Annotated in this window: 18 protein-coding genes; 5 read left to right on the forward strand and 13 right to left on the reverse strand. The window is 52.3% G+C overall.

The genetic code is table 11. From position 1 onward, the window contains the following. The first annotated feature begins 18 nt into the window (after positions 1-18). Entirely contained in the window at positions 19-1,095 is a 1,077-nt protein-coding gene (locus tag NZ653_08380; GenBank protein ID MCS7287135.1) for a radical SAM protein, read from the forward strand. On the opposite strand, the gene NZ653_08385 is transcribed toward NZ653_08380, so the two are convergent. After that, positions 1,073-2,245 carry a pyridoxal phosphate-dependent aminotransferase gene (locus NZ653_08385; protein MCS7287136.1) on the reverse strand — a complete coding sequence of 391 codons (1,173 nt, stop codon included), beginning with the start codon at positions 2,243-2,245 and terminating at the stop codon, positions 1,073-1,075. The genes NZ653_08380 and NZ653_08385 overlap by 23 nt on opposite strands. Before the next feature lie 172 nt (positions 2,246-2,417). Between NZ653_08385 and surE the strand changes: the two genes are divergently transcribed. Both surE and NZ653_08395 read left to right on the forward strand, forming a co-directional pair. After that, the gene (surE, locus tag NZ653_08390; protein ID MCS7287137.1) at positions 2,418-3,182 is read left to right on the forward strand and encodes a 5'/3'-nucleotidase SurE; all 765 of its coding nucleotides are present in this window, start codon (positions 2,418-2,420) and stop codon (positions 3,180-3,182) included. Next, complete coding sequence (locus tag NZ653_08395) at positions 3,179-5,362, forward strand: putative glycoside hydrolase (protein MCS7287138.1); 2,184 nt, start codon at positions 3,179-3,181, stop codon at positions 5,360-5,362. Before surE ends, NZ653_08395 begins: the two co-directional genes overlap by 4 nt. Here the strand turns inward: NZ653_08395 and NZ653_08400 are convergent. From NZ653_08400 to NZ653_08415, 4 genes are read right to left on the reverse strand one after another with little or no spacing between them, the layout of a single operon-like run. After that, positions 5,329-7,422 carry a YfhO family protein gene (locus NZ653_08400; GenBank protein ID MCS7287139.1) on the reverse strand — a complete coding sequence of 698 codons (2,094 nt, stop codon included), beginning with the start codon at positions 7,420-7,422 and terminating at the stop codon, positions 5,329-5,331. The genes NZ653_08395 and NZ653_08400 overlap by 34 nt on opposite strands. Before the next feature lie 28 nt (positions 7,423-7,450). Next, complete coding sequence (gene folE, locus NZ653_08405; protein MCS7287140.1) at positions 7,451-8,032, reverse strand: GTP cyclohydrolase I FolE; 582 nt, start codon at positions 8,030-8,032, stop codon at positions 7,451-7,453. Beyond that, positions 8,029-9,024, reverse strand: coding sequence for a flippase-like domain-containing protein (locus NZ653_08410; protein MCS7287141.1), 996 nt, complete (start codon positions 9,022-9,024; stop codon positions 8,029-8,031). Before NZ653_08410 ends, folE begins: the two co-directional genes overlap by 4 nt. After that, entirely contained in the window at positions 9,014-9,259 is a 246-nt protein-coding gene (locus NZ653_08415) for a hypothetical protein (protein MCS7287142.1), read from the reverse strand. The genes NZ653_08410 and NZ653_08415 overlap by 11 nt, the downstream gene beginning before the upstream one ends. Before the next feature lie 135 nt (positions 9,260-9,394). Here NZ653_08415 and NZ653_08420 point away from each other — a divergent pair, with 135 nt between their 5' ends. Next, positions 9,395-9,667: a YfhL family 4Fe-4S dicluster ferredoxin gene (locus NZ653_08420; GenBank protein MCS7287143.1), complete on the forward strand. Its 273-nt coding sequence runs from the start codon at positions 9,395-9,397 to the stop codon at positions 9,665-9,667. A 19-nt stretch (positions 9,668-9,686) separates the two neighbouring features. Further along, positions 9,687-10,577 (forward strand): DUF1848 domain-containing protein, encoded by an 891-nt coding sequence (locus NZ653_08425; GenBank protein MCS7287144.1) that lies wholly within the window; start codon positions 9,687-9,689, stop codon positions 10,575-10,577. Here NZ653_08425 and NZ653_08430 read toward each other — a convergent pair. The 8 genes from NZ653_08430 to NZ653_08465 form a co-directional block, all read right to left on the reverse strand. Continuing rightward, a complete protein-coding gene (locus NZ653_08430) occupies positions 10,574-11,422 on the reverse strand; it encodes a response regulator (GenBank protein MCS7287145.1) in 849 nt (282 codons plus the stop codon). The two genes, NZ653_08425 and NZ653_08430, sit on opposite strands and share 4 nt — an antisense overlap. Next, positions 11,422-12,057, reverse strand: a complete 636-nt coding sequence (locus NZ653_08435; protein ID MCS7287146.1) for a 4-vinyl reductase — start codon at positions 12,055-12,057, stop codon at positions 11,422-11,424. The genes NZ653_08430 and NZ653_08435 overlap by 1 nt, the downstream gene beginning before the upstream one ends. Before the next feature lie 12 nt (positions 12,058-12,069). Then, positions 12,070-12,444, reverse strand: coding sequence for a roadblock/LC7 domain-containing protein (locus tag NZ653_08440; GenBank protein ID MCS7287147.1), 375 nt, complete (start codon positions 12,442-12,444; stop codon positions 12,070-12,072). A gap of 214 nt (positions 12,445-12,658) precedes the next feature. Next, positions 12,659-14,182: an MFS transporter gene (locus tag NZ653_08445; protein ID MCS7287148.1), complete on the reverse strand. Its 1,524-nt coding sequence runs from the start codon at positions 14,180-14,182 to the stop codon at positions 12,659-12,661. Continuing rightward, positions 14,067-15,692, reverse strand: coding sequence for a hypothetical protein (locus NZ653_08450; protein MCS7287149.1), 1,626 nt, complete (start codon positions 15,690-15,692; stop codon positions 14,067-14,069). Before NZ653_08450 ends, NZ653_08445 begins: the two co-directional genes overlap by 116 nt. Before the next feature lie 64 nt (positions 15,693-15,756). Next, complete coding sequence (locus NZ653_08455; GenBank protein ID MCS7287150.1) at positions 15,757-17,169, reverse strand: MFS transporter; 1,413 nt, start codon at positions 17,167-17,169, stop codon at positions 15,757-15,759. A gap of 12 nt (positions 17,170-17,181) precedes the next feature. Further along, entirely contained in the window at positions 17,182-18,453 is a 1,272-nt protein-coding gene (locus NZ653_08460; GenBank protein MCS7287151.1) for a PA14 domain-containing protein, read from the reverse strand. Further along, a complete protein-coding gene (locus NZ653_08465) occupies positions 18,435-19,751 on the reverse strand; it encodes an AAA family ATPase (GenBank protein MCS7287152.1) in 1,317 nt (438 codons plus the stop codon). The genes NZ653_08460 and NZ653_08465 overlap by 19 nt, the downstream gene beginning before the upstream one ends. Positions 19,752-19,926: the final 175 nt, after the last annotated feature.

Consider the following 19,926-nt stretch of genomic DNA (forward strand, 5'->3'; position numbering starts at 1 on the left):
TATCCTGAGGGTTGCGTGATGGTGCCGGTTCCCCTTTATCCATTTTTCAGGGCTGTAGGAAAGCCCCAGCTTTTGCCTTTCAGCCTGGTGATAAGCCTGACCTACCGTTGTAATTCTCGCTGCTCCACGTGCCGGGTGTGGGAACGCTCAGCTGAAGAGTTGAGTGAGGAAGAGTGGGAGGAGTTTTTCCGGCGTCTCGCCCCTGCTCGCTTATACTACTTAACCTTCAGTGGGGGAGAGCCCTTCCTCAGGAAAGACCTCGCCCGAATAGTGGTAAAGGCTGCGGAAATTTTGAGGCCAGCCCTTATCACTATCCCCACGAATGGCCTCCTCAGTCGGAGCATCCCGGAAGAGGTGAAAAGGATGTTGGATAAGATGCCCAGTGGAACAAAGCTGGGGATAAACCTGTCCCTGGATGGGGTTGGGGAAGAGCACGACCGCATCCGCAACGTGCCCGGGAACTGGGAAAGGGCTATGGAAACCTACCGTGCCCTGAGAGGTATCCGTCACCCCGCCCTTATCCTCACCATCCACACCGTTATCTCCCGCTTTAATGTGGATAGGATGGGGGAAATAGCTTCCGCTCTGATGGCCCTTAACCCCGATTCTTACATAACCGAAGTGGCAGAAGAAAGGGAGGAGCTTCGCACTGTTGGCTTGCCGATAACTCCTTTGCCTCAGGAATACCGGAGGGCTATGGAGAAACTCCTGGAAGTTACCGGGGCGAAGCAGTTTCAGGGGATACCCAGGCTTACGCAGGCTTTTCGGCACGAATATTACCGCCTTACCGAAAGAATTCTCAGGGAAAAACGGCAGGTAATCCCCTGTTATGCAGGATGGGCCTCAGGTCACATCGCTCCCGACGGGGATGTCTGGACCTGCTGCACGAGAGCAGAACCTGTAGGGAACCTCCGGGAGACGGGCTATGACCTGAGGCCCATATGGTTTGGGGAGAGGATAGAATCAGTTCGCCGGAGCATAAAAGCGGGGGAGTGCTACTGTCCCATGGCTAACGCCAGCTACGCAAATATGCTCCTTCACCCCCCGACCCTTCTCCGGGTCCTTGCCCGATTTATCCTACCCCCTTTTTCCTGAGAGCCTCCTCAATGCGGTCCAATGCTTCGTTTATGTTTTCCAGGGAATTAGCGTAAGAGAACCTTAGGAATCCTTCCCCATATTCCCCGAAAGAGGTCCCTGAAAGGACAGCAACGCCTGCTTCGTAGAGGAGGTAATTGGCCAGTTCTTTGCTCTTCATCCCCGTTCCTTCAATGTTGGGGAAGGCGTAGAAGGCACCGGCGGGCTTGAGGCACTTAAACCCTGGAATTTTATTGAGCCTTTCCACCATAACATCCCGGCGTTCCCGGAACGCTTGGACCATCCTGTCTACGGCGTCCTGAGGGCCTTTGAGAGCTTTCATCCCGGCGATCTGGGTGAAAGCGGCGGCACAGGAGTTGGAGTTGGTCATAAGCCTGGTGACGTGTTCGGCAAGCCAGGCAGGCATAACCCCGTAGCCAAGCCTCCACCCGGTCATAGCGTAGGTCTTGGAAAAACCATCCAGGATTATGGTGTGGTCCTTCATCCCTGGAATGCTGGCGATGCTGTAGAATTCCCCTTCGTAAACGATGCGGCTGTAAATTTCATCCGAAAGGACCATTATATCCCGCTCAAGAGCTACCTCAGCGATGATTTCCAGGTCCTCTCTGGATAAAATCCCCCCGGTAGGGTTAGCCGGGGAGTTTATCACGATCATCTTGGTGCGGGGGGTAACCAGACTTCGGAATTCATCAGGATCAAAGGAGAAATTGTTTTCCATCCGCAGGCGCATGGGCACAGGCTTTGCTCCCACAAAGTTAATCATTGATTCGTAGATGGGATAGCCGGGGTTAGGGTAGATCACCTCATCTCCTTCCTCGCAGAGGGCTAGAATGGAGAAGAATATTATGGGCTTTCCTCCCGGAACTACCACAACGTTTTCTGGGCCCACATCAATGCCTCTGGTTTCGGAGATGTATTCGGCAATGGTTTCCCGCACCTCCCATATCCCGGCCGATGGGGTATAGTGGGTGTAGCCATTTTTCATGGCTTCGTAAGCTGCTTCAATTATAAATTGCGGGGTATCAAAATCGGGCTCTCCAATTTCCAGGTGGATGATCTTCCGGCCCTGCGCTTCAAGAGCCCTGGCTTTGGCGAGCACTTCAAAAGCCGTTTCAGTTCCAAGCCTGAGCATCCGGGACGCTACTTTCATTTCCACTACCTCCCCAGGTTTTTGCATTATTTTACACCGAAAGGCCCTGCGTTAAAAATCGTCCGTCCCCTTAGGCCGACGGCTTCCGGACCGTGGCGCATCCCTGAGCTACCGAACCTTTTTTGCTCTTTTGAGTTCTCCAGTTATAATTTGACAACTGTGGAGGAGGAAAATGCCCTATATCTTGATAACCAATGACGATGGTGTGGATGCTCCAGGCCTCCTGGCCCTTAAAAAAGCCCTGGAGCCTTTGGGTGAGATAGCAGTCCTGGCCCCGGATCACAACTGGTCAGCGGCGGGACACCCCAAAACTATGCACAAGCCACTGAGGGTGGAGGAGGTTCGCTTAGCTGATGGTTCAATCGCTTACGCTTCTAATGGGGCCCCTTCCGATTGCGTGGCCCTGGCGATGCTGGGCTTCTTCCCCAGAAGACCCGAGCTGGTGGTTTCGGGCATAAACCTGGGGGGGAATATGGGATATGATATAACTTATTCTGGGACCGTTGCCGCTGCAATTGAGGCCGCCATCTTTGGCGTTCCAGCCATAGCGGTATCCCTGGACACTTTCTCCCCGGATGCCGATTACACCCCAGCAGCTGAGTTTGCCGCCCATCTGGCCTATTACGTGCTCAAAAAAGGCCTTCCACCCCACACATTGCTCAACGTTAACGTCCCCGCCATACCTAAGGATCAGATAAAAGGAGTTCAGGTAACCCGGCTTGGGCGGCGCTTTTACGAAGATCAGCTCATAAAGCGCCAGGACCCCAGAGGAAAGGATTATTATTGGCTTGGAGGAGGCCCTCCAAAAGACATCATTGAAGAAGGCACCGATGTGGGGGCTGTTGCCAGAGGTTATATCTCCGTAACCCCCCTCCACTTGGACATGACAGATTACAAGCTCCTGGATATCCTTCGCTACTGGGAAATCTTCAAATGAAAAGGGCAATTTCCTCCCTTTTCCTCACCCTGCTTTCCTCCATTTTCATAGCCATAACAGCCTGGCTGGCGGGTGAAGTCGGCCTTGAAATAGTGGTGACTGATAGGGAAGGCCGGCCTCTTGAAGCCACCATCTCTCTGGATGGAAAGAAGTTCAGGGCTACGGGAAGCTTTAACCTCAGAACCAGAAGAGGGGAGCACCCTGTAGAAGTCCAGGCCCCTGGTTACAGGACTTTCAAGGGAAAAATCAAAGTTACCCTTTTCTCCTTCAATCCACCCCTTCATTTGACCCTTGAGCCTTTGATTTTAGAAGGAAAAATTCAGGATGAGCTTGACGGCTCTCCGGTGGGCTATGCCCTGATCCGAGGGGAAAATTTCAGCTTGAAGGCAGGCCCCGACGGCCGTTTCCGGTTAGAAAAGCCCTCGCTGCCTCTCAGCCTTTCCATTTCAGCTGATGGCTATGAGGAATTAAAAGTTGCGTTCCGTTCGGAAGAAGAGCTTTTTTCTCCTCAGACTTTTTTCCTGCGGCCCAACCGGGTAGAAGGTTTTGTCACAGACGCCTTTACCGGCCTGCCGTTAGCGAAAGTGCTGGTCCACACTGCCGATTGGGAGAGCTTCTCCGATGAGCACGGCCGTTTCACCCTGAGGAGGGTGGTCAAAGGCGAGGAGATTTACTTTAAATTAGAGGGCTATTTCAGCACCACCCTCTCCTTCACGGGGACTGAAGCTGCTACTTTGCGTGTAGCCCTTCGCCCTGAGTTAGTTCTGGTGAGGGTGGTGGAGAAGTTTACCCTCAGACCTCTACCGGGAGCAGAGGTTCATTGCGGGGGTGTTTCCTTCCTGACCGACGAAAAAGGGGAGGTGCTGCTGCCGGCCCCGGCTGATGGGGAGATTATCAGTGCGTCCTCTTCAACCCATGCCTCCGCTTACACAACCTTTAAAGGAGAAGAGACCATTGTTTTAGAACTTCCGTCGCTCGTTTGGGGGGCCAAAATTCGTGATGCTTCCACGGGTGAACCCATTTCTGGTGCCTGGGTTTACATTGCCGGTAAAAGGTTTGGCCCCTCCTGGCGCGGCGAACTGAAAGTGGAAGGAGTCCCCCCAGAAGGAGAAATAACAGTGAAGGCGCCCGGTTACACTCTACTCCGAGTTAATCCCAGCCACGGGGATTGGGAAAGGGACTCTCCGGCTTTGAACCTCAGCCTTGAACCTTTTCAGGTGCGGGGGATTTACATCCCCTTCGTTCTCCTCGCCAGGCCTGATAGGGTGAAAGAACTTCTGGAGCTGGTGGATAAAACCGAGCTCAATGCCATTGTGGTGGACGTGAAAAGCGATCGGGGTTTTCTGGCCTGGGATTCACAGGTGCCTCTGGCCAGAGAACTGGGGATAATCCGGGAAAGAGAAAGCAAGACCCTCCAGGAGATCCTCAGGTTTTGCCGGGAAAAAGGGATTTACACCATCGCCAGAATCGTAGTCTTTAAAGATAATCCCCTGGCTACCGGCAGGCCTGATCTTGCTGTCAGAAGGAAGGACGGGACAGTTTGGCTTGATCGGGAGGAACTGGGCTGGGGGAACCCTTTCCGCAGAGAGGTGTGGGATTATAACATCGCTTTGGCCAAGGAAGTAGCTTCTATGGGGTTCGACGAAATAAATCTGGATTACATCCGGTTCCCTTCGGATGGGGACCTTGGGGCTATAGCGTGGGAAGAAACCAACACTCTGGAGACCAGGACCGAAGCCATTCGCGAGTTCATAAAAGCGATTTCCGAAGCTTTAGCCCCTTTGCCTGTGTTTCTTTCAGCCGATGTCTTTGGGCTCACTCCGTGGGTTGAAGGGGGAGGGGATATGGGCATAGGGCAGCGGATCGAGGATATATCCCCTTATGTGGACTATCTTTGCCCCATGGTTTACCCCTCAACTTTTGCCCCCGGTGCCCTGGGTTACGAGAATCCAGCTCTTCACCCTTACGATGTGGTTTACCGGAGCACTCTCAAAGCCAGAGAAAGAAGCAAGGCCCTCGTTCGCCCCTGGCTTCAGCATTATTCCCTTTACGGAGTAACCTACACTTTAGAGCAATTCAAAGCTCAGCGTCGGGCAGCTGAGGAGGCTGGTGCCTGGGGCTGGCTGTGGTGGAACGCTGGAGGATTTTACGAGGAAGCCCTTTTTACTCGCGAAGAATAAAAGGCTAAGCCCTTCTGTAAGGCCATTGCACCCATTTTCCCGAACCTCTGTTCCAGAAAGAGGAAGCATAAACCTGAAATCAAACCCACCAGGCCCATTTTCAGGCTCAGAGGTCTAAATCGCATCTCTATTTCATGCATTCCCTCTTCAAGGCTGATACCCCGGAGAACGCCTCCCACCACTTCCACCGGCCGCTTTTTCCCATCCACAAACCCTTCCCATCCCGGGTAAGCTATTTCCGAAACCACCAGGAGGCCAGGGCCTCTAGCTTTAAGGCGAAGTCTGTTGGGGGCCCATTCCCAGTAATCCACCGGCCTGGGTCCGGAAGAGTCCTCAACCCATGCGCGGGGCCTCGCGTAATCGTTCTCGTATATCCTTACCTCCCCAAAACGCGCTATCTCTTTAAGTCCTTCAACCTCCAGCGGAAATCCTGAAGCCACATACTTAACGTTGAGAAGCCCCAGTTTGCGGGGGTCGGGTGCATACCCCTTGTTTGCGGTGAAGGGGTCCTCTCCAGTGAGAGGTGGTATAGTCACGCTGTAGCTTCCGTATGGAACTCCGGTAGCTCCTTCCATGAAAGAAGCGTAAGCCTTAAGGTGCAGGGGATCAATACCGCTGGCCATTTCCAGACCGTAAAGGGCCGTTGTATGCGGCGGAAGAACGTAAGAATGGGCATAAACCCGGAAGGGCCTTTGCTGCCGGGCAAGGAATTCGGCTACCTCGGCTTTCTCCGCCAGGACTTCCTGCGGGGAGCGGAAATCCAGCAGCTTCAAGTTCACCCCCCAATTTTCTAGCACCAGAAAAGCTATCAAAGCGAGCCACAAGTGGATGGAGCCGGAGCTGTGGAGTTTCCAGGCCAGAAAAGCAGCGAGGACGAAAGCCATCGCTCCCCACAGAGCCCATATAGCTATCTTGATTTCGAGCACCCAGAGCCCAATGGTTAACATAAAGCAAAAAGCTGGAAGAGCTACCAGGGAAAGGCGAGCTCGTTTTAAGGCTTTGCCCTCTATCCCGGCAATAAATCTTTCAACACCCTCTCCAGCCAGAAAGGTCAGGGCCATACAGGTTATGAAGATGCTGCGGGAAGGAACCCTGAGGAGACTTATTCCAGGCAGGGAAGCTACGAGATGAGCGGCGGGGAGATTTTCCCCTAGGGCCCAGGCCAAACTTACCAGAGCTGTAAGCCACCAGAATCTGTTGAATCCGCCCGCGATCGCCAGAGTAACGACCACAGCGCCGGGATAGATGAAAAATTCGTGGAAAGAGCCAAAGGAAGGGAAAAAGAAGCCCAGGAGTTGGGGGAACGGAAGGGAAAAAACCAAGACATCGGACGGTGTCATCCTGGAACGGGTGCTCAGGAATGTAAATTCCAGCAGGGGGATAAGCAGAGAGAAACTGAGAAGGGAAGCGAGAGCAACTTTCCGCGCTGCTCTCCATCCCCAGGCTGGAATATGATTTAACCCTTGCCCTTTAATGGTGTGGCGCAAGCTCCAGATGAGCCAGAGAACGAAAGCATAACCGGCCCACTGAGGGGTGGCGAGAAAGGTGAGGGCCAGGAATACCGGAACCCATCTGGGCCAGAGGATTTCAGCGGTCAGAAGCCAGGGGGTCCAGGAGAGAGCATAGACCAGGGTAAGGTGTCCGGCACCGTAGTGGGCCATAGTCTTGGGTAAAACTTCCCAGGCCAGAGCTGAAAGCAATGCACCCCTTTCCCCTATGCCCTGAGTCCTGGCCAGCATGTACAGGCCGACAGCTCCCCACAGCAGGTGGGCCAGAATCAGGAAATTGAAGGCCAGGGGAAGGGGTAAGATAACCCCGAGCCACCCTGGGGGATACCACAAGCCCGAAAGGGGATTGGCAAAAAAGGGGTAACCGCTGAAGATGAGAGGCGACCAGAAAGGCACAGTATGCCAGGACGTTATGGATTTTCTTAGGTAGATAAAATTCGGATAGTGGGCTACGAGGATGTCGGAATAAGGGTTCCCCTTCGGGAAAGCGAATTCTCCAAGGTAAGGAACCCACGGAAGTAAGGGCAATGATAGGATTAGCCATATCTTCAAAGAAGGAAGCCGTCCACTGTGACTCATCTTATCGGCGGCGAGAATTGCGGATAAGGCTCAAGAATTCCTGTCTGGTAGCCAGCTTGGACCTGAAAATCCCTCTATTAGCCGAAGTCACCACAATACTTCCGGGCTTTTTAATCCCTCTTGCAGTCATGCATAGATGTTCGGCTTCAATGATGACGCCGACGCCTTTAGGCTGGAGGCCTTCCATAATGACATCGGCGATCTGGCCAGTGAGGCGTTCCTGGAGCTGAGGCCTTCGGGCCAGGATTTCCACCACCCGGGCTAACTTGGAAATCCCCACTATGCGTTTTTCCGGTATGTAGCCTATGTGAGCGACTCCGTGAAAGGGGAGGAAATGATGCTCGCACATGGAATAAAAGGGTATATCCCTTAAGATTACCATCTCTTGGTGTTCTTCCTCCTCAAACCCAACCGTAAGGACCTCCATAGGGTCTTGGTGCAACCCTTCAAAGAGTTCTGCGTACATTTCGGCGATGCGGCGGGGGGTGTCTCGGAGACCTTCCCTGTTGGGGTCTTCCCCTATAGCTACGATTATATCCAGAACTGCTTTCTCTATACGTTCCTTATCAATGAAACCCTTCACTTCCCTGTCCCTCCGGCAGCTTCTGCCTGGACCTCTTTCCAGGTTAAGCTTTCCCTGAACATGTAAAATATGCCCAACAAAGTAATCGGGAGCCAAAGGGCGGCGTGTAGAACCAGGGTGTACCCTGCAGCTATGGGGCCTGGCACTCCGAATTGAACCAGAATCTTTATCCCTGGAGCGTCAAAGGTCCCTATGTAACCTGGAGAAGAGGGCAAAGTGGTGGCGAGGTTAACCACTGCTGTCATAAGCATCAGAACATAGAAGGGCACCTGAAATTCAAAACCGTGCATCACAAACCAGTATTTTGTGGTTTCCGTAAGCCAGATAAAGACAGAGGTCAGAAAAACCATCAGCACATCCTGAGGGCGACGCAGTCCTCCCAATCCTTCCATAAACTTATCCAGAAGGCTCTCAACTTTGGCCTGGAATCGGTCCGGTAAGAGTTTCTCCACACCCCTGCGGTAGAGGATCCTGGCTTTTTCGGGTTTGGCTGCCACGAGGAAAACCCCTCCTAAAACTCCGAAGAAAAGGAGGCTTGACCCTATGACTAAATGGCGCAGATTGGGAGCTATGGGCACAAGGGGCAGAGAAACAAACACAAAAAACAACATAACAACGCCATCAAAAACCCTTTCCACCAGAATAGTGGCTAAGGAGGAGCTTATGCTTATCCCTTCCCTGCGTTTGAGGACATAAGCTCTCAGGATTTCCCCTGCTCTGGCGGGGTAAATGTTATTGCCCATGTATCCGATCACCACGATGGGGAAAAGGCTGGTAATCTTAACCTTCTGGATGGAAGCCAGAAGGTAATGCCACCGCCAAGTACGACCCCATACCGCCAGGAAATAGACCAGAACGCCGGGGGCAAGCCAGATGTAGCGGGCGGTCTTTATGTTCTGCCATACTTCATCAAGCTTAAGGCCAGCGAGGGCGAAATATAAAAACAAAGCGCTTACCAGAATGCCGAGCCAGAAATGCCATCTACGGTTCATTTTTCCCGCCAGGAAGCATGGTCCTCAAGATCCTCTCCAGGGCCATCGTATGGCTGCAGGTGCCTCTCAAGGAGAAGAACCGGCAGTTACAATGCCACTTTCCCTGGTCAAAAGTCACCACGTAGGTGCTATGGTCTCCTCTAAATTGGACTTCAAACTTGATGAAGGTAACCCTTTCAGGCTCCTGAGCATAGCGCTTGGCTTTGTAAATCTTACTTATAATGCCAGAATCCACGGCTTCCTCCTGCCCTAAGTATAATAATGTAAAACCTTTCTGTCAAACGAACCTGCTGCGAAGAGGCCCCCCTAATTTGGCAAATCCTTCTGTACTGTGTAAAATTAGAGTTGATTTTTCCCCAGGAGGTGCAAAATGGCTTACATGATAACGGAAGAATGCATCTTGTGCGGGGCTTGTGAACCCGAGTGCCCCAACCAGGCCATAAGTGAGGGACCTGACCGTTATGTAATAGACCCCGAAAAGTGCACCGAATGCGTCGGCTTTTACAACGAACCCCAGTGCGCTTCAGTTTGTCCGGTCGGTGCCTGCGTTCCTGACCCCAACAGGAGGGAGAGCAAAGAAGAGCTTAAGGCCAAATACCAGGCCTTACATCCAGGACGTGCCCCTACAGGAGGGTGGGATTAAGGAAAGCCTCCAGGACTTGATGGGCCCTGTAGCTTTCCCATCTGAGCCCGAAGAGGATAGTTACAGGGCCCTACTTTTGGTTATATCCGCCTCCAGGCGCACGGATATAATCGCCTGGTATTCTGCTTGGTTTGTTAAAGCCATAAAAAGGGGAGAAACAACTGTGCTGCATCCTTTTACCTTCAAACCCTACGTTGTCTCCCTCAGGCCAGAAAATGTCCACACTATTGTGCTCTGGAGCAAAAATTTTAGACCTCTGATAGAAAACCGCTACGGGATCAGAGAAGCCCTCTCAAGATACGATCAGCTCTACTTCCACTTCTCTATCACCGGCCTTGGAGCCACACCCCTGGAGCCAAGAGTTCCACCATGGCAGGAGGCTGTAGAACAATTGCCGGCAATTCTTAAGATCGCTGGTCATCCCCTGAGAATAAGTCTGCGGTTTGATCCCATTCTCTTCTGGGAAGAAGCAGGGGAAATAAAAAGCAATGTGCCCCTGGCTGAACCCATTTTCATCGCTGCCGCCAAAGCCGGGATAACCACAGTGCGCTTTTCCTTCGCCACCTTCTACAGTAGAGTGAAAAAGAGGAACTGGAAATGGCTTGACCCTTCCCCTGAGCAGAAGCTGGAAATAGCCTCCAAGCTTGTAGAAATGGGGCGCTCTTTAGGTCTTACCCTTTACAGTTGTGCTAATCCGTTGCTTTTGAAGGCCGGAGCTTTACCTTCAAGCTGCATAGACGGTGAACTGCTGAGCAAACTTCACCCCAAGGGGCTCCTTGCCTCCACTGAAAAGGACAAAGGACAGCGTAAAGAATGCGGTTGCACCTTAAGCGTGGACATAGGCTCTTACCTGATGCGGTGCCCTTCGGGCTGTATATATTGTTACGCCAGCCCCATAGTTCAGAGCTAAACGTCTATGCTTTCAAGGGGTGTAGTAGCTCTTTCCACCTCCTCCAGAAGTGAAATTTTCCCCTCTTCAATAATGGCTTTGCCTAATTTTATCGTTATGGTCGGTCTGCGTTCTCCTGCTATCTCCTTAGCCGGGTAGAAAGCAGCGATTGTCCGGGCTAAGGTCTCTTTGAGCTTACTCTCGATTTCTTCCGCTTTCTCTACAGGGCATAGAAAGAGAAAATCTGCCTCCCCCAGATGACCCGCAAGGCCCTCTGCTCTGGTCTGAGCCAGCAAGTTCTTGAGCACCAAAGCCACCGCTCTCAAAAGGTCATCCGCCGTCACAAAGCCATAATAATCCATAAACTCTTCGATGCCATCCAGAAGAACGCGAAAGGCGGCCCATTTCCCTTCCTGTAGCAAAGATGAAAGCTCAATGGCTAAGGTTTCTCTATTAAACAATCCCGTTATGGGGTTTAAAGGTCGGGGCCTTCGCAGAGCTTTTATGGCATTCCTTACTCTGAGCTCCAGTTCATCCAGGTCAAAAGGCTTAGCCATGTAGCCCACAGCCCCAAGCTTGAGTCCTTGAAGCTTGCTCTCCCTATCGCCCAGCTGGGTGAGAAAGAAAATTCCCACGGCCCTAGTGCGGGGGCTTTCTGCGAGGCGACGAGCTACTTCAAAACCGTCCATATCGGGGAGGCGAATATCCTGAATGATAATTTCCGGGGTCCAGAGGCGAGCTAAAGATAAAGCTTCCTGGCCTAAATGGGCTATCAGAACTTCATAGCCTCTAGCCTGAAAATAATCTTTGAGCCTTACGGCCAGCTCAACATCGTCTTCTACTATAAGGATTCTGCCCTCGGGCATCACTCCTCTTCTTTAGGCTGCTTGGGGATTATAAACTCGCATACAGGATCACCAGCGGCTATACATTTGGTCTCACGCACATCAAATTCTTTGCCTATGGCCCACTTAAGGCCTTCCATTAGAAGACCCAGAGCCGCATAGCACACAGGCCTGTCAGAGTGGCGTCCGTAACAGACCGGGCAAACTTCAATGGTGTAAACAAAGTGGTCTTCTTTCTCTTCCACTTTAGTCACCTGATCGCTGAAGCGATTGAAAACATCAGCCATGGCCTTGAGGCCTATGCTCAACCTCATTTTAACGGGCAAAAGCTTGAAGGCCGCATCAGCAACCCCCACTATAGCCCCAAACTCCTTAAGTCCCTTATCAAATGAAGCCCTTGCTGCTCTTAGAGCAAGTCCTCTGCCTCCTTTTGGGCCATACATATCTTCAAGGGCCTGGTTCAGAGCGGCGAAATCTTCAAAAGGGAAGGCTTTTTCCAGGTTGTTGGGGGGGTAGTTATCTATGAGGTGAGGCAGCTTGGCCAGGTGAAGGAGGGCGTGTATGCCTTTTTTGCCCATAACTTCCTCAAGGGTTTCAAGGTAAATTCGCACAATCTTATTGGGATAAAAGAGGTTGGACTTGCTTTCTTGGCTCACTTTTAACCTCCCTTAGATGAGTTTAGCGAGGTCTTCGGCAGCCCTTTTCATGTCGAGGAAAAGAAGTCCAAGCTTGGCTTCCTTGCGGGCTAAGACTGTGAGAACAGCTTCTTCTCCCACTGACATGAGGACCACGTAGCCGTGGTCTCCCTTTATGTAGACCTGATCCAGGGTCCCACGCCCAAGCTCACTGGCAATCCTCTCGCCAAGGGAAAGCATGGCTGCCGACATAGCGGAGACTCTGTCTTCTTCTACATCGGGCGGAAGAGCTGAGGCTATCACGAGACCATCTATGCTGACCACGGCGGAAGCTTCTATATCAGGGGTAGAAGTCTGAAGCTCTTTCAATCGCTGAATAATTTGCTCAGTGCGGGTTTTTGATGCCATGACGTTCCCTCCTTACAGTTTGTGAGGAAATTTTAGACGATTATATCATTATCAGGTCTCAAAGGCAAATTTTTGAGTTCTTGCAGCAGAAGCTCGTTAACCAGGTGTTGAAGGCAGTGTTTCACTTGCCCATGAGAGAAACGGGGACTCTTAGCCTTTATTAGCTTCTTTAACCTTGTGTTTGTTTCCCTGTAACTTGCTCTGGAGGGTGCTTTCAGTTTTTCGAACCCTTTTCCTGACTTTTAAATTTGTGGTGGGTTGGGGGAGTGCCTGGCTCTACCAGGTGCAGCACTTCCCACCCCCTCCGTATCAATTCGTCGGCTATAAAGCGGCGATGACAGCGGAACCACTGTTTTTCAGCACACATTAAAGCCGTCCGTTTGTGAAAGGCCAGGAATTCTAATTTCTCCAGACCGCTCTGGAATTCCTCGCTTTTCGTGTGCTCTTCATATCCCCCGGCACGATATCCTCCAAGTTCGTTCCCTAACCATACGTATTCTATTCCAGCCCCTTTGAGGGCCTTTTCCAGATTTTCCCGATTGAACTGGGGGTTAAGTCTGGAATAAGGGAACCGCCGCACATCGGCTACTACTTTGATCTTCTCGCTCCGGAGCAGGGCAATAAACTCTTCCAGAGAACGGTTGGAGTGCCCCACGGTGTAAATAATGTCCAGCTCCTCTTTTCTCAAAAGCACAGAGATAGCCAGTCCTATGCTACAAAGCAGAGCTAACCAGAAAGGAGCAGAGGAACCAAATTCTCTTCTCAAAATGCCTCCTGCTCCCGGGGATAAGGAACCCAAAAGGCCGGAAACCGTCCCTATGATTCCTAAGAAACTGCCCCTGTATTCAGGTGGGGCTTGGTGGGCGATGAAGGAACTGTAAGCTATCCAAGCTATCTGAGAAAATGCAAAAAGTAGCAAAAAGATCAGCCAGAAGAGAAGGGAGGGTTTCATATAGGCCAGGATCACCATCAAAGCAGGAAAAAGCAAAGCCCCTACTATAAGAACCCGCGCATCTCCGTAGCGGTCGGTTATCTTTCCAGCTATGAGGCTTACCAGGGATAAGGCGATGCTTCCTATGGCTATAGCTCTGTTTACTTCCGATTCGCTCCATCCCCACCAATCTTTGGCGTGTAAAGCGATGAAGGGGCCCCATATGGTGAGGTTGTTAAGCCAGCTTATGGCCACCGATGCCACGAGCGCTGGTACAAAGGAACCCGAAAGAAGCTCTTTCCAGGAAGTAGCCCTTCCGGCTTCTGGAGGTTTCGGCGGTTCTTTCAGCAAAACGAGCCGAAGTGGACCACATATTGCGGAAATGAGAGCTGTTCCGAGGAAAAGGTGTCTGTAGCTTACATAATTTATAAGCCATGCTCCCAGGGCAGGCCCGGCTATGTAGCCCAGACCGGCTACAAACTCAAACAGGCCAAAAGCGCTTCCTGTGGATTCTTCAGAGGCTGATTCAGCTATAAAAGCTATGAACCCCGGCCATTGAATGGCACCTACTACGTTTATGATTACCAGCAAAACTATGGCTTCGTACCACGAAGGGGCAAAGGCTAAGATTACATAAAGGGGGATGTAGAGGAAAGTGGGGATAACAATGGCCATCTTTCGGCCAAAACGGTCAGAGACAATCCCTCCCAGAAATTGAGTGGCTGCATAACTTGCAGTCATTAAAGTAAAAGCAAAGCCAACCTGGACATCCCCTGCTCCCAAGTCCCTCAGGTAGAGGGGCAGGATAGGGGACCAGGTCATAGAACTTGTAACCATAATAAAGGTTGTGCCCGAAAGCACCCAAAGGTTTCTGGAGAGGCTCTTTTTTGACTGCATACACGGTTATATTATCACTACCGGCTTCAACGGTCAAGCTACACCCGGTGGAGTAAATGGGGACAAAGGTGGGATCTTTTGTAAGGGTCGGATACCAGGAAGGGAAGGTTACGAAATAATCGGCTCCGCGGCTCAGTATGAATCTTTTCAGCTGGCTTTCATCTCGGATGAAAGGAATAACCTCAGGATTGACAAGTCCTGCCAGGTCTAAAAGTTCCCTCCCCGAGAAATACCCAATGGCCCCTATGTCGTGGACAGCAATTAATGAGCCGGGAGGGGTATTTTCAGCGAGCCAGTAGGCTACTTTGACCATCTCACACTGAATTATGCCCACATCAGTTGCGTAGGCTCTTGCTCCCAGCAGGAGAAAAGCCAGCAAAAGCACCCCAGTGGAAAGTCCCCACACTTTTGCCATAAGCGGTGGCACTTTCTTCAAAAGCTCCAAAGTTCCCGGAACTCCCAGAGCCACCAGTACCGGAATCACAGGCATTACGTAGCGTCCATGCTGGTAACCGACAGGGAGGCGGAGGGCATAAGCCAGAAGATGGAGGATAACCCAGAGGATAGGTATAAGCCTGAAAGTTCTGTTCTCCAGGCTTACCCCCTTCAGGGCTCCCCAAAGCATACCAGGTATGAGCATAACCTGAGCCCCTACCAGGGCCGGAGCCGCAACCTGCCGGATTCGCACCCATAAGGGGAATTTTTCCACAAGTTCACGGTATTCCGCTGCTTTAGCATAGAAGGTGTTGGGGAAGAAGTTCCCGGAGAGGTGAAAATTAAAAGCACCGTAAGCCACCAGGCAGAGAGCCATTCCCCCAGCGAAAGCCAGAGCTTTCAGGGGGTTTCTGGAGAGAAAAGCCAGGAAGAGGAGAGCTCCCAGGATCAAGCCCTCGGGCCTCACAAGGCACAGGAGTCCCAGGAGAATACCCATCCCCGTCGTCCGGAGGGTGGAACGCCCCTGGAAGGGCCATCCCTCCAGGCAAAGGGCCATGGAGAAAAGCGAGAGGAATGAGAAAAGAGGTATTTCCATCCCGGAAACGGCAGCCCAGACCATGTGCCACTCCAAAGAGAGGAAGCAGGAAGTCAGGAAAGCTTCCCTTTTCCCCCATCCGAAACCAACCGTAAGCTTTTGAATTGCCCATGCAGCAGCCCCAGAGAAAGCAATCCCGAGGGAGAAAGTCCAGGCCCTCCAATCAATGCCTACAGCGTAGGGGAAGGTCAGAAGGAGGGTCCAAAGGGGGGAGGTGGAGCCAGCGCTTGGGTGACCGGGCACATATACCCATTCGCCATAGCGGGCAAGATTTCGGGCATAAGTTTGGTGGATCCAGGCATCATCCAGTGGGAAACCGGGTCCTCCGGTGCGCAGGGAATAGATAATGAAAAAGACAGAAGCTATTGCTGAAAGGAACAGGGACAACATTCCTTTAACACCATTGAGAAGAGGGCCTCCACCGTCGGCTGGAGGCAGAGGCCCTCCTTCCTTTTCAGGCGGGCTTCGGGGCAGCTGGAGGCCTGACCCGGAAGAGGGTGAAGGCAGCTATAATGAGAAGTGCTCCATAGAGGGCATATATTACGAGCCATCCGAGCCCGGGCTGAGCCAGGTTGAAGAAATCGGCCATGGGGCCACCGATGCCTGCCCCTACTATACCGGCACCTGCTCCTGCCAGGTTGGAAATTCCCAGAAATAGACCAGCTTTGTCAGGGGGGACGATATCGGTGCCGAGGGCCCAGTTGGTAGCCATGAACATTCCAGCGCCTATCCCTATTATGCACCCGCTTACTATTACCATTGGGACATTAGGCGATAGGAGTAGAAGGAGAATACCCAGGGCGCCCGTAAAGCAGGAGGCTAACACAAGCCTGAACCTCCCGATTCGGTCTGAGAGCCACCCGCTCACGAAAGCAGAAGGCAGGAGGAAAACAGCCACCACTGCCATAAGGATAGCTGTTAAAGTGGCAGGTCTCTCTACCTTCAGGACATCGGCCAAGAAATACTGAGCGAAGCTCTGGACGGAGCCTATAGCTGCCAGGAAGAGCAGGCGGTTTATCACCCACCAGATGAAGCCGGAGTGGAGGAGAGCTTCTCGTCCCAGGCCAACCCTGGCGGCAAAGTAGACGCCAATGATGATGGAACCGGCCATCGCCAGAAGGCCTGCCAATCCCACGATGAAAATTCCAGCACCGGCGGCTCCTGTTCGCCCACCGACCCATTTAACAAAGCTCAAGGAAAGTTGCGTTATGCCCACGAAGATGGCGGTCAGGGCCACGAGCCTGAAGATTGGTTCTGCCAGGGGTTCTCTGGGCCTTTCTTTGAGGGGTTCCTCGCGGACGAAGGCCACAGTTATAGCCATGGTGATCAGAAAAGATAACATTATGAAGCCGATAGCGCCCCAGAGATAGCCCTTCTCCACCATAGGGCCGACAACTATGACCATGAGGATGGGCAAAAGCTCCATGATAGCTTTAACTCCTGAGGCTCTCCCTCTCTGGTCCTCGGGCACTAGGTCAGGGATGAGGCCCTGAAGGGCGCCGTGAGCGATGTTGGAGGAGAACTGTAGAAGCAGGATGCCGACGAAAAGGGTCCAGTAATCGCCCGCTAATCCTATGATGGTCAGGAAGATAAGGTCCAGCATTGTCCCGGCGAAGATGAAAGGCCTCCTTTTTCCCCAGCGGGAAGTGTTACGGTCGCTCAGGAGTCCGGCCATGGGCTGGATCATCATCGCCACGGCCAAGCCTGCTACTCTTACGTAGGACAAATAAGTGCCTTTGACCTCGGGGGGAACAAATTTAGCCACCAGGAAAGGTAAGATTATCGGGGTTATGCTTCCGGCGGCGATGTTCAGGCCGAGCCAGTAAATGTTAATGGTGATGAAATCCCACCATCTTAGCCTTTTCATAGACCGTCCTCCTTATCTGGGCACAAATTTTATGGCATCAAAGCCTATGAACCGGCTCAGGTAAGGCTCCCCGGTGTTATCGCCGAGGAAGACAAATTCGTTGCCTCTGGCGTTAAAGTAGTAGGTGCCCAGGCTTACCCACTTATCGGCGAAAAGGGCCTGATTGATGATCCTGTCGTGTCGTTGTCCGGCGTGGAAGATGCGGTAACGGGCTCTGGTGGTATTGGCGTATCGTTTCGGGATGAAGGCAAAGACCTCATAATATCCTGGCCGAGGTAAAGAAGGTCTCCATATGCCGTAATTTTCCAGCCTGTAGGTGGCATTGTAGGTCCAGAACATATGTCCTCCGTAACCCACCGGAGCGCTGCGGCGTCCTCTGATAGGACCTCCCCAGGTGAAACCAGGGCTGAGCTCATCCACTATTATGGCTTCGTCAGGTGGGATGGGACTGGGAGTCCACCAGAACTTTATAACAGCAAAGCCTGTGTTTTCGTAATAGTGAACTTCAAGCCGGTGAGTGCCGCGTGTTACATGGCGGGTGACGGAGTAGGTGGTAGCCGATTGGTCCCACCAGGCTTCAATCAAAGGCATTGAATCAAGCCAGACCTTTACACCATCGTCGGTATGAGCGTAGAAAGTATAAAAGCCGGTATGGTCAAAGAAAATATCAGCAGTCCAGCGTATGGAGAAAACGTCGGCAGGGAGACGGGGGTCAGGGGAGCCTGTACCCCAGTCAAAGTTTATAGCGGGGTCCTGGCGGGTAAAGACGGGAGGGCCAGATAGATTTTTATTGCTGAAATATTCCCCGTGCCAGACCCCAGGAGCCGGAACTGTTACTTTCTCCCAGGATAGTTTAACGACAGCAAAGCCCGTCCGTTCATAGTATTCCAGGACGAGGACATGGTTCCCGGCGGAAAGGTCTTTCTCGGCGGTATAGGTAGTAGCGGGCTGATCCTTCCAGCTATCAATCAGGAGCTCGCCATCAACCCAAAAGCGAACGCCGTCATCAACGGTTACAGTGAAACGATATCGGCCGGCGGTAAAGTTAAGCACAGCAAACCATCGGGCTGAAAAATTATCTGGGGGTATTGAGGGGTCTGGCGAACTTGTCCCCCAATCGAAGTTTATTTGAGGATCCTGGCGCACAAGGGTTGGGCTTCCTGAAAGGGAGGGGTTGTTGAAATATAGGCCGGTCCAGGCGTGAGGTGAGGAAGAAGCCTCTAATGGTAAGGTGGTGAGCGGGAGGATAAACAATAAGCAAAAGACTATTTTTGTCCGGAGCATTTTAACCTCCTCAGCCTTTCGGCTATAACCTGTTCATAACCTTGCGTTGATGGTTTGAACCATTCACCTTTTACTCCTTCGGGTAGATATCGTTGCGGGACCCAATGCTCGGGGAAGTCATGGGGGTATAAATAGCCTTTTCCGTGGCCCAGAGCCAAGGCATCACGGCTGGGGTCTCTTAGGTGCAAGGGCACCTCTTTAGCTCCGTGCTCTTCAATCTCTCTTAAGGCTTCAAAGTAAGCTCCGACGCTGTTGGATTTGGGGGCTGTGGCCAGGTAAAGGGTGGCAAGCGCCATATGATACTGGGCCTCTGGCAGGCCAACCCATTCCAGGGCGTGTGCGCACGCCGCCACCACCACAATGGCCTGAGGGTCAGCCAATCCCACATCTTCTGCAGCCAGGATGAGAAGACGGCGCATAATGAAGCGGGGGTCTTCACCGGCGTAAACCATTTTAGCCAGCCAGTAGAGGGCAGCATCGGGGTCTGACCCCCTTACGCTTTTTATAAAGGCGCTTATGGTGTCATAGTGTTCGTCCCCTTCTCTATCGTAGCGGATAGCCCTTTTCTGGATTGCATCCTGGGCTATATCAAGGTTAATGCGAATTGTGCCGTCGAGGTCAGGGGGGGTGGACTCAACGGCCAGTTCCAGGGCGTTCAGGGCAACCCTGGCATCGCCCCCGGCTACTCTGGCCAGGTGCTCGAGAGCCTCGGTGGATATTTCCACCTTCAGGTTGCCGTATCCTCGTTCTTTATCCTCCAGGGCTCTTTTCAGGATGGTAAGGATTTCTTCCTCAGTGAGGGGGCGGAGCTGGAAGACCCGGGAGCGGCTCACTAAGGGGGGAATTACTTCGAAGTAAGGGTTTTCGGTGGTGGCTCCTATGAGGATTATGGTGCCATCCTCAACGTGAGGTAGGAGAGCGTCCTGCTGGGCCTTATTCCAGCGGTGTATTTCATCCACCAGGAGGATAGTGCGCTGGCCGAATGCAGTTCGGCGAGCTTTGGCTTCTTCGATAATGCGTTGGAGATCTTTTACCCCGGCCAGAACGGCGCTTAAGCTCTGGAAATGGCTTTTGGTGGCATTGGCTATGACCATAGCAAGGGAAGTTTTACCTGTTCCGGGCGGGCCCCACAGGATTAGGCTGGAGAAAAGGCGGTCAGCCTCGATGGCTCGGCGCAGCACTTTCCCTGGACCAATTATATGTTCCTGGCCCACGAATTCATCCAGAGTGCGGGGCCTCATTCTGGCAGCCAGGGGCGCTTTACCTTCCATCCGCAAGAGAGAAGGAGCTTTTGGCATTTATCGCGCTCCTCAGTTTTTCGGAGGAATTATAACACATTTTACCTCAGGAAGCCAGTATAGAAGGCTTGGTGCTGCTTTTGCGCGGGCGGCTGGTGAGTCTTGGAAGGGCGAAGCTTTCGGCCTCATCTTCCTTATTGTCACCAGTGGTCCCGTTAATTTTGTTCGCTTAAGG

The organism is Anaerolineae bacterium, from assembly GCA_025062375.1.
Classification (GTDB): Bacteria; Chloroflexota; Anaerolineae; order SpSt-600; family SpSt-600; genus SpSt-600.